Raw genomic sequence first — 15202 nt, forward strand, 5'->3', positions numbered from 1 at the left:
TACCTTACCCATTGAAATCCTGCTTACATCCCAAAATGCAAAAAACCATTTTCGCTTATCTCGACGCACTAAAAAAGGATGTCCTCAGCACCCTTATCGGCTGCCAAGAACATCCATTTATTTATAGCTTAATGATCAACACTTATTTTCCAGCGCTCTCCAGAGAAGCTTTTACAAACTCACGGAACAATGGCTGCGGACGGTTCGGACGGGAAGTGAATTCCGGGTGGAATTGTACTGCCAGGAACCACGGGTGTCCTGGAAGCTCCACGATCTCAACAAGACGTCCATCCGGGGATGTACCCGAGATAACCAGGCCGGCTTTTTCGATCGCTTCACGGTATTCATTGTTGAACTCGTACCGGTGACGGTGTCTCTCATAGACCAGTTCATCATCATAACAAGACATTGCCAGGGAACCTTCCTGAAGCTTACAAGGATACAGACCCAGACGCATTGTACCACCCAGGTTTTCGATGTCTTTTTGTTCAGGCAACAGGTCGATCACCGGGAACTCTGTAGCTGGATTGATCTCGGAGCTGTTTGCTCCATTCAAACCAACGATGGAACGTGCATATTCAATAACAGAAACCTGCATACCCAGGCAAATACCGAAGAACGGAATTTGTTTCTCACGGGCATAACGAATCGCAGATACTTTACCTTCAATACCCCGATCACCAAATCCGCCTGGAACGAGGATTCCGCCTACGCCGTGCAGCAGATCGCCCACATTCTCATCGGTGATATCTTCGGAGTGAATCCAGCGGATCTTGACATCTGCATTGGATGCAAATCCTGCATGAGACAAGGATTCAACAACACTCAAATAAGCATCATGCAATGCCACATATTTACCTACAATGGCAATCTCCACTGTATGCTTCAGCTTGTTGATACGGTCAACCAGCCCTTCCCACTCGCTCATATCCGGTGCAGGAGTAGTCAGCTTCAGGTGGTTTACCACGATCTCATCCAAACCTTCTTCACGCAGGTTCAAAGGCACTTGGTACAATGTGTCTGCATCACGGCATTCCACCACGGCATTTTCATCAATGTCACAGAAGAGAGCGATTTTGGCTTTCATGTCTTTGGACAGCTCATACTCTGTACGGCATACAATGACATTCGGCTGAATACCGATGCTGCGCAATTCCTTCACGCTGTGCTGCGTTGGTTTGGTTTTCACTTCTCCGGCAGCCTTGATGTAAGGAATAAGTGTTACATGGATGTACATCACGTTATCACGACCTACATCACTCTTGATTTGACGAATAGCTTCCAGGAACGGCAAGCTCTCGATGTCACCTACCGTACCGCCGATCTCCGTAATGACAACATCCGAACCCGCTTCACGTCCTGCGCGGAATACGCGCTCTTTGATCTCGTTCGTAATGTGTGGAATGACTTGTACCGTTCCGCCCAGATATTCCCCGCGCCGCTCTTTGCTGATGACGGAGGAGTATACTTTACCAGTCGTGACGTTGCTGTTTTTGGAGAGGTTGATGTCAATAAAACGTTCATAGTGGCCAAGGTCAAGATCCGTTTCCGCGCCATCATCCGTTACAAAAACCTCACCATGCTGATAAGGACTCATTGTTCCCGGGTCGATATTGATGTATGGATCAAATTTTTGAATAGTTACCTTCAACCCTCTGTTTTTCAGCAATCTGCCCAGCGAGGCAGCCGTTATCCCTTTGCCCAGGGAGGACACAACTCCGCCCGTCACGAAAATATACTTTGTCACTGTTATTACCCTCCTAATATAAGTACAGAAATTCAGGCGATATATGGTATTATCGTAACCCGTTTCCCAGGTAATCATCGTTAAAAAGAGCAATGGCAGAAATTCCCTGCATCTGCGAACTGCTCTTTCATGCGAAGACCGTGTGTAAACAACGTTGTTCTACAGCGTAGAATGGTGCAAACCTTCCGGGAGCCAACTACCGGGCCTGTCCCTAAATAGATATCATTGCATCGATCCATTTGGTGTTTTGAATATACAAAAATAGACCACGGATTGTTGGCCGGGAGCATGCGGAATTCAAATCATTTTGCAAAATTCTGCCTCTAAAAATACAAAAAAAGTACTCCCGCAGGACGGGGCACTTTTTATAAAAAACATAAATATTTTGTCGCTCATTCATAAGCCCATGCAATAGTTTACCCGTTACCCCGTCTGCTGTCAAGGCTGACTATGCGGGGAAAACGGGTAAACTATCGACGTCAAAAATGACTGCTACTTATCGGAATCGTCGTCAAATTCACCCTCGTCTTCGGACTCTTCTTCATCGTCTTCATCGAGGTCTTCCTCTTCCAAATCGTCATCTTCAACCAGAACTTCTTCATCGCTATCTTCTTCGTCAAAGATGTCTTCTTCTTCATCTTCATCGTCATCTTCATCTTCGTCCTGATCATCATCAGAATTATCGAAGTCTTCGTCGCTGTTGTAGCTATCTTCCTCTTCGCCGAAGTCCTCATCTTCCAGATCATCGTCTTCATCGTTGATGATGCGCGGACGCTTCGCACCCGTCATGGTATCTTCCGATCCAGCTACCGGATACCAGCGCTTCAAGCCCCACAGACTCGTACCGACGCAAGCAAAACGGCCATCGATATTAATCTCGGTATATAACTGGGCGATAAACTCGTTGATTTCTTCATCAGTCATTCCGCGCTGTTTGGCTACCTCATTCATCAAATCACGGTAGTAATACGGCGTATTGGCCGCCTTCAGCACCATAAAGGCGAGGTCCACCAAAGGAATCTCTCTGACCTTTTCTTTATCAATTTTCAAATTGAGCGAGGTACTCACTGACAGACACTTCCTCTCACACAAAATTCACTTTATATCCCTACGAACTGGAATGTTACATATAACATATCCATTAACAAACCTAAGTAAAACCTATTTAGCCTCAAAAAGCAAGTTTTTATGTATGGATGTCTCATAAATCCAAGAAGCGACTTCAAACGAGCAATGTACAGACCCGTAAGAGACCGCTAACTCGCGGGCATATCGTCCTTTTTGCAAAAAAAGCATGATCATATAAAAAAGACGGAGTCCCCTCCGCCTTCTGACTGTATACCCTTGAAGGATCGCTCCTCACCAGGGTCCCCGCGAGAGCCCTCTAGCCCTCCATCCATCATATGTCCCTGCGCCCGTTTTGACACGAGGAGAATGTGTTTTTGTAAAAAAAGGGCAGGTTCCCCATGCGGCGGGATCAATGCATTCATAGAATACCTCAGCATGTTCATCCCGAAGGGGGCTGCCCATTATGGACTATACTGGTTTTCTACATCAATTGGTTGAAGGAATGCAACGTCCCGAACCAGAACAGGGGCGGCGGTACCTGATCCGGTTCGCCAAACCGAAGCAATATGAAGCCTGCCTCGTGGAACTGTCGCGGATGAGGAATGAATTTACGGATCTTGGTATGGTACGCTCCTCCCGGCTGGCCCGCTCCATTATCGCCCCGGTGCATGACCCAGAAGAATTATCTCGCTACAGCGATGAGATTACGGTAGAAGAAGATGTATCCATCTCACTGCATGCCACCGCGCTTCACAGTAAACCGAGCAGTGCTCAGGGCATACCTTGGGGCGTCAAACAGATTCACGCTCCCAAAGTATGGTCCGTATCCACGGGACATCGAATCAAAATCGGCGTGATCGACACAGGTGCCGATTATCAACACCCAGATCTTCGCTATTCGCTGGCACGCGGAATCAATCTGTTAAACCGCAGTCTGCTTCCACATGATGATAACGGTCATGGCACCCATATTGCTGGAACCATTGCCGCAGCCAACAGTACGGCAGGTATGATTGGCGTAGCTCCTCGCTCCCTGATCTATCCGGTGAAGGCATTCGACCATAATGGTTCGGCCTTCGTGTCAGACATTGTGCTTGGCATCGACTGGTGTGTACGCAATCGGGTCGATATTATCAATATGAGCTTTGGCATGAAAACGCGCAGCAAAGCATTGCTTGATGTCGTGAACCGTGCCCATCAGGCCGGGATTGTCATTATTGCTTCGTCAGGAAATGACGGCAAACGCCGCAGCATTGATTATCCGGCACGTTATCCGCAAACGATATCGGTTGGGGCAACCGACAAAAACCGGCGGATTGCCTCATTCAGTAACCGAGGTGCATACGTCGATGTATATGCGCCAGGGGACAAAATCGTCTCTTCCTGGATGCAAGGCAAGCACCATGAGATGAGCGGCACCTCCATGGCGACATCGCACGTCAGTGGTGCCATAGCGCTCTTGCTTGCGAAGCATCCAGGCCTGTCGCCAGCCGAGATCAAAACGCTCGTGAAGCGCGCGACCGTTCCGCTGCGCGCACGCAAGACAACCACCGCGAAGAGCAAAATTCGCGGTGGCGAGATTGACGCCCTCAAGCTGATGCAGGAGGGCGGAGGGTAAAGAGCGCTGCCTGCCGCAGGGAGCCGTTCCGTGAAGCATCGCTAAGCGCAGCACTGCTGCGCGGCGTGATGCTTCACCGTGGTTGCCCACGGCGGCAGGCAGCGCTGGCTCTGGGTGCCTCGGGGCCGTATGGACTCGGCCGCGGGCACAGCAAAAAGTCTCCATGTTCACGCTGCATTGCAAGCGTGGTGCATGGAGACTTTTTGTCAAAGCCACAGGGCGGTTGTGCACCGCCAGGGCTTGAATTACATTTTGTCCGGTGCGGATACGCCCACCAGACGAAGCGCTGTTGCGATGACGGTGCGTACAGCACCGATCAGCGCCAGACGCGCCTGGGTTTGTCCTGCGTCTTCAGTAATGACGCGCTCTGCACGATAGTAACTGTGGAACAGGGATGCCAACTCATATACATAACGAACAATACGATGCGGCGCATATCCCGTAGCAGCAGTCGCGATTTCTTCAGGCAGTTCACCCAGTTTGCGAAGAAGGTCATATTCATGTTCCGTGGTCAGCTTCGAAAGGTCGATCTGTGCCAACGGTAACAGCTCAATGCCTTGTTCTTCTGCCTGACGGTATACGCTGCATACCCGAGCGTGAGCGTATTGTACATAGAATACAGGGTTTTCATTGGACGTCGAAATCGCGAGGTCCATGTCGAAGTCCAGATGAGAGTCCATGCTGCGCATGGTAAAGAAGTAACGAATGGCATCAATGCCTACTTCGTCCATCAGATCTTCCATCGTTACCGCCTTGCCTGTACGCTTGGACATCTTCACTTTCTCGCCGTTCTGGAACAAGCTCACCATCTGTGCAATCAGCACGACCAATTTCTCAGGATCGTTGCCCAGTGCTTGCATGGCCGCTTTCATCCGTGGAATGTAACCATGGTGGTCTGCTCCCCAGATGTTAATCATCGTGTCGTATCCACGCGCATATTTATCACGGTGATAAGCAATATCCGGCGTAAGGTACGTGTACGTACCGTCATTTTTGATCAAAACACGCTCTTTATCGTCACCATACTGCATTGTTTTCAACCAAGTTGCTCCGTCTTGCTCATAGATTTCATTACGATCACGCAATTCGTCAAGTACACGCAACACTTCTCCGTTATCATAAAGTGATGTTTCGCTGAACCAGATGTCGAAATTGACACGGAAGCGATTCAAGTCACGCTTGATCTTGTCCAATTCTTTTTCCAAACCGAAGTCGCGGAAATAAGCTGCACGGTCACCTGGATGCATGGACAGCAAAGAATCGCCTTTCTCGGCCACTAGATCCTTGGCGAATCCTTTGATATCCTCACCATGATAACCATCTTCCGGCATCTCTGCGTCTTGGCCCAGTTCCTGCAAATAGCGAGCTTCAATGGAACGAGACAGATTAAACACCTGATTACCCGCGTCATTAATGTAGTATTCACGTGTTACATCATATCCGGCATAGTCGAGGATGTTGCAAAGCGCATCACCCACAGCCGCTCCACGCGCATGGCCTAGATGCAGACTGCCTGTCGGGTTGGCACTGACAAACTCCATCTCGACCTTGCGCCCTTCACCAACATTGATTCTTCCATAATTCTCACCCTGCTCATGTACAAGCCCCAGCACAGGATAGAGATAACTCTTGTCCAACTTAAAGTTAATGAATCCCGGCCCAGCAATTTCCGCTTTCTCGATTCCAGCTTCAGCCAGGTTGAGATTGGCAATAATCTCTTCTGCAATCTGGCGTGGATTACGCTTGGCAATCTTGGTCAGTTGCATAGCGGCATTGGTCGCCAAATCGCCGTGTGTTTTCTCGCGTGGTACTTCAAGGGTGATGGTCGGCAGATCCTCCTGCGCAACAATGCCAGCAGTCACAATGGCATTGCCGATGGCTGTACTTACCCGTTCGTTAATCGTATCTAATGGATTACGTGTCATGAAATTGGTTCCTCCTGTATATGCAAACTAATCGCGAAATGTCCGGATTCTTCGTCAAAGCGGTAAAAGTCGTAGCTCCACGCTGCGCGCGCGCTCAATCCCTGAATGGAAAGTTCCAGCTCCTGTGTATGCGTAGATAAGGCAAACGACATATACGGCGAGCGGTAAAAACCAGGGAGCTTGCGGTTTAATTCAAACGTTTGCTCCGATTCCACCTCACCGTGGCGTATAATCTTGATGGATTGTCCGCCCAGCTTCAATGTTGTTCGGGTAATACCGCCCTCGGGTCCAGCCTGTGGCTCTTCATAACGAACATAGAGCACAGATCCCTTCAATACGGCCTCACCCTGCATTTCCTGCAGTACATCTTCACCTTCATAACGGCTGTGCAGCCGGATCTGAACCGGTCGCATGTTCGACATGAATGTTAACCTCCATTATATTCGAGGCGACGCAAAATCAGGCACGGCCGGTGAGAACAGCCCTTCCTGTATTGTTGTGCCGCTATACGCGCTCATATTCCCGGATAGCTCGCTATCCTACACTCTACTGTATAACTATATCCAGTTCACCCGCTCAATTCAAATCCAAATTCAGAGTTTTTGCCCATCAACGCCAAAAAAAGCAGAGCCACACCTGTAAAGTGCAGCTCTGCCTTGCTTCATTAATAAAGAAATACGTTCTGGATCAGGTCCATCGCGGCTCATATGGAAATGGACAGGTCGACTCTACCAGCTTGGCGCGCACCTGTACGAGACAACCACAATAACGGCAAGTCGTACCGTATTGTAACCCTGGACAATCAGAGCAGATGGATAAACGACGCTCATATTCAGCATCCTCGACGACCGAACGTGAGCGTGAGGCCAGCTCCACGAGTCGGGCCATCTTGGCTTCACTAATTTTCACATCATATTGATCGTTACATCCCTTGCATGGTTCCCGTTTCCCAGCACTTCTACTCTGCACGGATGAATCCATCTGATTAAGCCTTTATAGCGACCACACCAACCGAGGCCGGAGGCAGTACAAAACGCAGTTTGTTATTTTCAAGTGTAATACCCTTCCAGTCCGCAGGTTGAACCTGATTCGGCTGTTCAAATGTGTTGAACGCACTATAATCTGCGTGATGCAGAATTCGTCCCGATACAGCAGAAGCGTTCGTTGATTCAATCTGACAAACCACTTCAAGCTCATCCGTATGACTAAGGTTACACGCCGTCACATGAATAACGCCATCATTGCTACGAGAAGCTGACAAACTAAGTTGAGGGATGGTCTCTTCCCCGAAAGTATATCCAGGGCTCTCGTAATTCAGTTCCAACCGCTGCGCGTCCATGTGCACCTGATACATATCAAACACATGATATGTAGGCGTAAGCAGCATCTTCTCTCCTTCTGTCAAGACCAACGCCTGGAGAACATTAACGATCTGGGCCAGATTGGCCATATGCACTCTTTTATTATGTTGGTTGAAAATATTCAGATTGATCCCTGCAAGTACAGCATCACGCATCGTATTTTGTTGATACAGGAACCCAGGATTCGTACCTGGCTCAACGTTATACCACGTTCCCCACTCATCCACGATAATACCGACTCTGCCCTCAGGATCATATTTGTCCATAATCTCGGAGTGCTTCGCAAGTAACTCTTCCATATATAGCGTCTTTTTCAATGTGGTGAACCACTCAGCTTCTCCGAAACCTGTAGCCTGACCTTTATCTGCCCACTCACCTGTTGGAATGGTGTAATAATGCAGGCTGATTCCGTCCATAAAACGTCCGGCCTCCCGCATTAACACCTCCATCCAGTGATAGTTGTTGTCATTGGGACCGCAGGCGATTTTATAGATTTCATTCCCGGAATAATTGCGTACATATGTAGCATAACGACGGTACTCATCTGCGTAGTATTCCGGACGCATATTACCGCCACAACCCCAGTTCTCGTTCCCCACACCAAAGTATTTCAGCTTCCATGGCTCTTCACGGCCATTGCTCTTCCGCCAGTTCGCCATCGGTGATTCCCCATCAAACGTGATGTACTCCACCCATTCCTGCATCTCCTGCACCGTACCGCTGCCCAGATTGCCACTAATATATGGCTGCGTATCAAGTAACTCACATAGTCTCAGGAATTCATGCGTGCCAAAATGATTGTTCTCTTCTACCCCGCCCCAGTGCGTATTGATCATCCGGGCGCGCTCACTTTTTGGACCTATGCCATCTTTCCAGTGATATTCGTCGGCAAAACAACCTCCAGGCCAACGAAGTACGGGAATATGGAGTTTTTGCAGTGCAGTAAGCACATCATTTCGGATGCCTTCCGTATTGGGAATAGGAGAGTCCTCTCCCACCCAGATGCCTTCATAAATACAGCGTCCCAGATGCTCTGAGAAATGGCCATATATATTGCGATTTATTAATCCTTGTTCTGAATCTTCCTTTAGAATAACATCAACCATAATTTCAACCTCCTCAAAAGTATTGTTACCGCTTACAATAACGTGTTTCTAAACAGTATTCAACCGTTTTTATTGAAGCAAAAACAAGCCCTTTCCGGCTTCATTTGTCCGGAAAAGACTTGTTTGTTTGGGCTGGCCTCATCAGGCCAAATCAGTTAAGATTTATACACTTTTAGATTGAAATCGCCTTAAAATTATTCCATGGCATAACGTCATTTACTCGTTTACAGCGGGCAATAACATTTTTTGCTTCCATGTTGTTCCACCATCTGTCGTCTCATAAATCGCAGGAGAATTGTCGCTTGTTACGACGAGCCAACCTGTTTTGGCAGAAGGAAACGAAATGCGGGAGCTATATCCTGGATCTTTCAGGTCGATATTTTTCCACGTGGAACCTGCATTATATGAACGTCCAATCCCCACTTTGCCTGCTGCAGGTGATCCTGCGGAGAGATAGGCCGTCTGATTACCGATCAACGCCATGTTTCCTGGGTGACCCCCTGGGTCTGCGGGGCCTTTTCCATTTCCTGTGCTGTTTGCACCTGGAGCCGGGCCACCACCTGCTGTGGATTGAGCAAAGACCTGTCTCCAATTCTTGCCCTCATTCCCACTCGCGTAGAGAGAATACGACTGCTGAGACATTCCTGCGTCGCCATACAGAAGGGCCCATACCTGGTTACCACTTGCGTATAAATCTCCACCGCTCCAAGTTGTTGAGGCAACCTTTAGCGATTGCGTCCAGTTCTTGCCGCCGTTACTTGTCTGCATGATACGGTATCCCGAACCAGGAGCCACTACAATGGCATAACCTTGCTTCTGTGTCGTGAACACAGCTCCGCGTGTATTGGCTGGTGTGGAGATCGGGCTCCATGTTGCACCGCCATCCTTCGTCAAATAAGCTCCATTATAGGTATATCCAAAGCCTTCGTTTTTATTGAGGAAATCAATTCGTTTAAACTGTATACCTTTAGTATCCATCCGTGTCCAGTGCGCACCGCCATCCGTTGAGCGGATGAGATATGTCGTTGGAGAATCCTTTACCTGTGCCAAAGCAAATCCATTCACATTATTCGGGAAATCAAGTTGTGTGAACTGCCATTGGCCTGTATAGATGGACTGCCAAGTGCAGCCAGAATTCGATGTGCCAATAAGGAAGCCTTCACCACCAGCCCGTCCGGTTGTATTGTTCAGAAAATCGATATCCGTAAATTGCAGTCGTTGGTCTTCCACACCACTGCCTTTTTTCAACGTAGCCGTTAATCCGTGATCTCCACTTCCACACGTTGGGGAGGATGCAGCGTTAGCGCCGGGTAGAGTATGTACCGGTCCCAGTCCCCAAGCCAGTGTTACTGATAGTGCGAGTGCGCCAATCCGTTTCCATGTCATTCTGCTCTTTGTTGTCATTGTGACACCTCCTTCTATGTTTTTACCCTATTTTGCAGGATTTAACGTAACAATTTGTTTATCGCGCGTGACATTATTGCAATAAAAAAACCACTCATGCCCACATTTTTTTATCTCATGGGCATGAGTGGTTCATCATTAATCTCTACTAAGAGCTGATTTAAATGGGATATGTCTTAAAAGCAATGATCACAAAAGTGATACTTAAAACAAGGCAAAGGGCAAAATGCAATTTATTGTATTTGAGTGTTCTGATGCTAAAGGTAACATATAACATGGCGAGATTAGCCAGTATTAACGTTAAATTGATGAACAAAGTCATTGTTATTATAAGATTGATGGTAAATATCATAAGTACCGCTATGAACCATTTGGGATACATGCTCAATTGAGCCCGGATTGCATGCATAACAAAAACCCCTTTCCTCTATTTCCATATTATACATAAATATTAAGATAGAGTCATCCCAATTACGTGTTTTCGCTTAACGAGCGGGAGGAATCATATATACAACAAATGGTAGATAGGCGGGAACGTACGTGCTACAATCGATATTATGGACTTTACATAGCAAGCGAAAACCCACCTCATAAGGTTGATCGCCTGACGGTGGGTTTCGCTTGAATAGCAATATTTAGTTCATGCGCGCCGTGGCAGTCCACAGCCTTTCGGGTCCTAAGAGTCTTTACCGTTGGCGCGGTGAAGGCTCTTTTTTTAGTATATGGTCGAACCCAACCACCATATACTTCACGAATGAGATCAGAAGACGATCATAAAAAAACGCCCTCTCCTACGCAGGCTTCAACCTGACGCAGACAGAGGACGCTATAATTTTGCTATTACTTCACGAATCCAAGCAGCATTTCACGGATCATCTTCGCAGCCACAATTTGTGTCTGTTCTGTATGATCGTAAATAGGAGCCACTTCAACCAGGTCACAACCGACCACATTTACATCTGATCCTGCAATCATGTGAATGGCTTCAAGCAATTCCTTGGACGTAATACCGCCCGCTTCTGCTGTTCCTGTACCCGGAGCTGCAGATGGATCAAGCACATCGATATCGATTGTAACGTACACTGGACGGTTACCCATTTTCGGAAGAGCTTCCTTCATCGGAGCTGCCACTTCAAACGGATAGAAGTTGATGTTCTCCCGTCCGAATTGGAACTCTTCACGGGAACCGGAACGAATTCCGAACTGATAAATATTTTTGCCACCCATCAGTTCAGCTGCTTTACGCACTGGCGTTGAGTGGGACAATGGCTCGCCTTCATAGTTTTCACGAAGGTCGGCATGTGCATCAATATGGATCAGGATAAGGTCCGGATATTTTTTGTACATTTGCTGAATAACAGGCCAAGTGACGAGGTGTTCCCCGCCGAGTCCAATCGGGAATTTGTCGTCAGCCAGTAGGCCACCGATGTATTCTCCGATGACTTCGAGACTGCGTCCTGCGTTACCGAAAGGCAAAAGCAGATCCCCAGCGTCAAAGTAAGTCATATCCACAATGCTTTTATCCAGGTAAGGGCTGTACTCTTCAAGTCCAACCGACGCCTGACGGATATGGGAAGGACCAAAACGGGACCCTGGACGGAAGCTGACGGTGTAATCCATCGGCATACCATAAATGACTGCTTTGGAGTTCTCGTAATCCTCTGAACTGCAAATAAATACGTTACCTGAATAAGCTTGATCCAATTTCATCTAATTATTCCTCCTTATTTCGTAAGGTCTTCCACGAATTTAGGAAGAACGAACGCCGCTTTGTGCAGACGTGGAGAGTAATATTTCGTATCCATCTCTGGAATCTGCGTCTCGTCCACCTCAAGCGGATTATGTTTTTTGCTACCCATTGTAAAAGTCCACAGACCACTTGGGTACGTAGGGATATTACAGCCGTACACATGTACGATCGGGAAGATTTCTTTAACGTCTTTGTTTACCTTTTGGATCAGATCCGCTTTGAACCACGGGTTGTCCGTTTGAGCAACGAAGATCCCGTCTTCTCTCAGCGCTTCATAGATACCTTGGTAGAAACCGCGCTCAAACAGCGGAGCAGCCGGACCTACAGGCTCTGTGGAGTCAACGATGATTACATCGTATTCATTTTTATGCTCTATAATATGCATGTAGCCGTCGTTCACCAGCACTTCAACGTTAGGCTCGTCCAATTTACCGGCGATTTCAGGCAGATACTTTTTGGAATATTCAATCACTTTCCCGTCGATTTCGACGAGAACTGCTTTTTCTACAGCAGCATGCTTAATGACTTCACGGATAACTCCGCCGTCACCGCCACCGACAACCAGCACCTTTTTCGGGTTCGGGTGTGTGTTCAGCGCAGGGTGAGCCGCCATTTCGTGATAAACGAACTCGTCTTTCACCGTTGTCATCACCATGCCGTCAAGCAGCAACATATTGCCGAATTCTTCGGTCTCTACCATAGCCAGATCTTGAAAATCCGTCTTTTCGCTTACATAGGTCTGTTTAATCTTCGCGGTGATTCCGAATGCGGGCGTCTGTTTCTCCGTAAACCACAATTCCATAATCTCTACCTTCTTTCCGTAAAGTTTATATAGATTAAATTGACCAGAGCGTACATAGCGTCTGACTAATCAAAGAATCAAATCACTGACAATGGGAACTGTTCGACCTTCCTTGCCTATTGTATGTTGTGCCGAACTGTACCTTTTCATTACCCTTTTGCATTATACGCGATTGACGTTTATACTGCAAAACGGTTTTTTTCTGCAAAAAAGCTATATTTTAAACCGTTAAACGGGTGGATTGAATATCCGTGTCATTGAATTCCCATACTGGAAAGAAAAGAAAGGAGCCCGTTCCATGACCCAATCAAGCCAAAAGACCCGCAAACGCGGGTTCCGAATATGGAAAGTCATCAAAAGCCTGACTCTGCTCGCTATTCTCGGCCTAATCGCCACAGCAGCAGCATTGGTCTATCTATACGCCACCAGCCTGCCACTGGCCGACTCCGATCGCAATTCCAGGCTGCTGGACAGCCAGGGCGCAGTCATTGCCACTTTCTCGGCAGGCGGCAAAGACTCGGTACCCGTGCAGTTGGGAGATATCTCACCTGATTTGGTTAGCGCTACACTTGCTGTAGAGGACCGCAAGTTCTATGATCATGTCGGCTTCGACATCCGAGGAATGGGACGGGCTGTACTCGTCAACCTGGAACATATGCAGATGTCCCAGGGCGCAAGTACACTAACGCAACAGCTCGCGCGCAACTTGTATTTGTCCCATGAAAAGACATGGACCCGCAAAGCCAAGGAAGCGATGTACACGGCACAATTGGAGATGAAATACAGCAAGGATGAAATCCTGCAGATGTACCTGAATGAAATTTATTACGGTCACGGCGCCTACGGGATCGAAGCAGCCTCACGGATGTATTTTGGCAAATCCGCCAAACAGTTGACGCTTGCCGAAAGTGCCATGCTTGCAGGGATTCCAAAGGGTCCGACCTACTATTCTCCATATAATCATATGAAGAACGCCAAGGACCGGCAGAAGGTTGTATTGAATGCCATGGCTGACATCGGCAAAATTACGCAAGCGGAAGCAGACAAGGCTTATGAAGAAATGCTCTCGTTCAAGCCGGAAAGTGAACGCAAAACCGTAGAAAGTGCACCCTATTTCCGCGATTATATCCGGAATCTAGCCATCAAGGAGCTGGGAATCAGCGAAGCGATGCTGGATCATGGGGGATTGAATATATACACCACGCTGGATCTGCGTGTACAAAAAGCGGCAGAAGATGCCGTAGCCAAGGGCATGGACGCCAAAAGTGAGCTCGAAACGGCTCTGGTATCGATCGATCCGCGTACCGGATATATCAAAGCGATGGTGGGCGGCAAAAATTACCGCACCAATCAGATTAACCATGTACTGGCGACTACACGCCAGCCGGGATCTGCTTTTAAACCGATTATGTATCTGGCTGCCCTGGAATCGAAACAGCTCACCAGTGCGTCCATGTTTAAAAGCGAGCCGACCCTGTTTCATTATGACAATGATCGCAAAACCTATAAACCCGGCAACTTCGGGGATAAGTATTTAGGTGAGATTGATCTGAGACAGGCGATCGCCGCTTCGGACAACATCTACGCGGTAAATACGATTATGCAGATTGGACCTGAACAAGTGGTGAAGATGGCCAAGAATCTAGGGATTTCGAGCAACATGAGCCCGGTACCCTCCCTTGCACTCGGCACCTCGCCTGTTAGTCCACTGGAGATGGCTTCAGCATTTTCCGCTATTGCCGCAAGTGGACAGCGGACACCTCCTGTAGCCATTCTGCAAGTGACGGATGCCGCAGGACGAGTCATCTATGAAGCACCTCAGACCAAGGCCGAGAAGGTTGTTGAACCCGCTGCCGCTTATGTATTAACACGCTTGATGGAAAGTGTATTCGAAAATGGAGGTACGGGTAATCGGGTATCTGCAACGATTAAACGGCCTGTCGCCGGCAAAACGGGGACGACCAATACGGATGCTTGGCTCGTCGGCTTCACCCCAGAGCTCTCAACGGCTGTCTGGGTCGGTTACGATCAAGGCAAAGCCATTTCCACATCCGACGGGCGTCGTGCGGCACCCATGTTCGCCCAGTTTACGGAACAGGCCCTCGCCAGTGTTCCACCGAAGATTTTTACTGTACCGGATAACGTCGTCAGTGTATATATCGATCCCGAATCCGGCAAACTGGCTGGCAATGGCTGCGCCGAGAAACGGCTGGAAGTTTTTATTGATGGCACGGAACCGACCGAGGTCTGCCGCAGCGCTTCAGACGATTCGGGTTCAGAGAATGATAAAGACACTCGAGAAGTGCAAAACCAGCAGGGAATACAGGAAGAGAAACATTCATGGTGGAAGGATTTCAAACGCTGGTGGGTGGAATGACCAAAGTGACGTAAATACGCAATGACGTAATTGCGTCATCACCC

Annotated in this window: 11 protein-coding genes; 2 read left to right on the forward strand and 9 right to left on the reverse strand. The window is 48.2% G+C overall.

Annotated features, from left to right (window positions below; all coding sequences use genetic code 11):
• Positions 1 to 142 precede the first annotated feature (142 nt).
• Entirely contained in the window at positions 143 to 1747 is a 1605-nt protein-coding gene (locus gpAD87_RS23805) for a CTP synthase (protein ID WP_063567651.1), read from the reverse strand.
• 492 nt (positions 1748 to 2239) lie between these two features.
• The gene (rpoE, locus tag gpAD87_RS23810) at positions 2240 to 2815 is read right to left on the reverse strand and encodes a DNA-directed RNA polymerase subunit delta (protein WP_064641335.1); all 576 of its coding nucleotides are present in this window, start codon (positions 2813 to 2815) and stop codon (positions 2240 to 2242) included.
• A gap of 463 nt (positions 2816 to 3278) precedes the next feature.
• On the opposite strand from rpoE, the gene gpAD87_RS23820 reads away from it, so the two are divergent.
• The gene (locus gpAD87_RS23820; RefSeq protein WP_064641339.1) at positions 3279 to 4433 is read left to right on the forward strand and encodes a S8 family peptidase; all 1155 of its coding nucleotides are present in this window, start codon (positions 3279 to 3281) and stop codon (positions 4431 to 4433) included.
• A gap of 245 nt (positions 4434 to 4678) precedes the next feature.
• Here the strand turns inward: gpAD87_RS23820 and argS are convergent, their stop codons facing one another.
• The 7 genes from argS to speE all read right to left on the reverse strand — a co-directional run bounded on the left by argS (position 4679) and on the right by speE (position 12781).
• Positions 4679 to 6358, reverse strand: coding sequence for an arginine--tRNA ligase (gene argS / locus gpAD87_RS23825; RefSeq protein ID WP_064641341.1), 1680 nt, complete (start codon positions 6356 to 6358; stop codon positions 4679 to 4681).
• Complete coding sequence (locus tag gpAD87_RS23830) at positions 6355 to 6780, reverse strand: DUF1934 domain-containing protein (RefSeq protein ID WP_063567645.1); 426 nt, start codon at positions 6778 to 6780, stop codon at positions 6355 to 6357. Before gpAD87_RS23830 ends, argS begins: the two co-directional genes overlap by 4 nt.
• 265 nt (positions 6781 to 7045) lie before the next feature.
• Positions 7046 to 7267: a DUF6171 family protein gene (locus tag gpAD87_RS31590; RefSeq protein WP_231952820.1), complete on the reverse strand. Its 222-nt coding sequence runs from the start codon at positions 7265 to 7267 to the stop codon at positions 7046 to 7048.
• A 76-nt stretch (positions 7268 to 7343) separates the two neighbouring features.
• Positions 7344 to 8825 carry an alpha-N-arabinofuranosidase gene (locus gpAD87_RS23835; protein ID WP_064641343.1) on the reverse strand — a complete coding sequence of 494 codons (1482 nt, stop codon included), beginning with the start codon at positions 8823 to 8825 and terminating at the stop codon, positions 7344 to 7346.
• Between the two features lie 216 nt (positions 8826 to 9041).
• A complete protein-coding gene (locus tag gpAD87_RS23840; protein ID WP_064641345.1) occupies positions 9042 to 10229 on the reverse strand; it encodes a WD40/YVTN/BNR-like repeat-containing protein in 1188 nt (395 codons plus the stop codon).
• A gap of 840 nt (positions 10230 to 11069) precedes the next feature.
• Positions 11070 to 11939 carry an agmatinase gene (gene speB / locus gpAD87_RS23850; protein WP_063567641.1) on the reverse strand — a complete coding sequence of 290 codons (870 nt, stop codon included), beginning with the start codon at positions 11937 to 11939 and terminating at the stop codon, positions 11070 to 11072.
• A 14-nt stretch (positions 11940 to 11953) separates the two neighbouring features.
• Complete coding sequence (speE, locus tag gpAD87_RS23855) at positions 11954 to 12781, reverse strand: polyamine aminopropyltransferase (protein ID WP_064641349.1); 828 nt, start codon at positions 12779 to 12781, stop codon at positions 11954 to 11956.
• A gap of 298 nt (positions 12782 to 13079) precedes the next feature.
• Here speE and gpAD87_RS23860 point away from each other — a divergent pair, with 298 nt between their 5' ends.
• Positions 13080 to 15158 (forward strand): transglycosylase domain-containing protein, encoded by a 2079-nt coding sequence (locus gpAD87_RS23860; RefSeq protein ID WP_064641351.1) that lies wholly within the window; start codon positions 13080 to 13082, stop codon positions 15156 to 15158.
• Positions 15159 to 15202 lie beyond the last annotated feature (44 nt).

This window comes from Paenibacillus sp. AD87 (genome assembly GCF_001659845.1).
Lineage (GTDB): Bacteria > Bacillota > Bacilli > Paenibacillales > Paenibacillaceae > Paenibacillus > Paenibacillus marchantiae.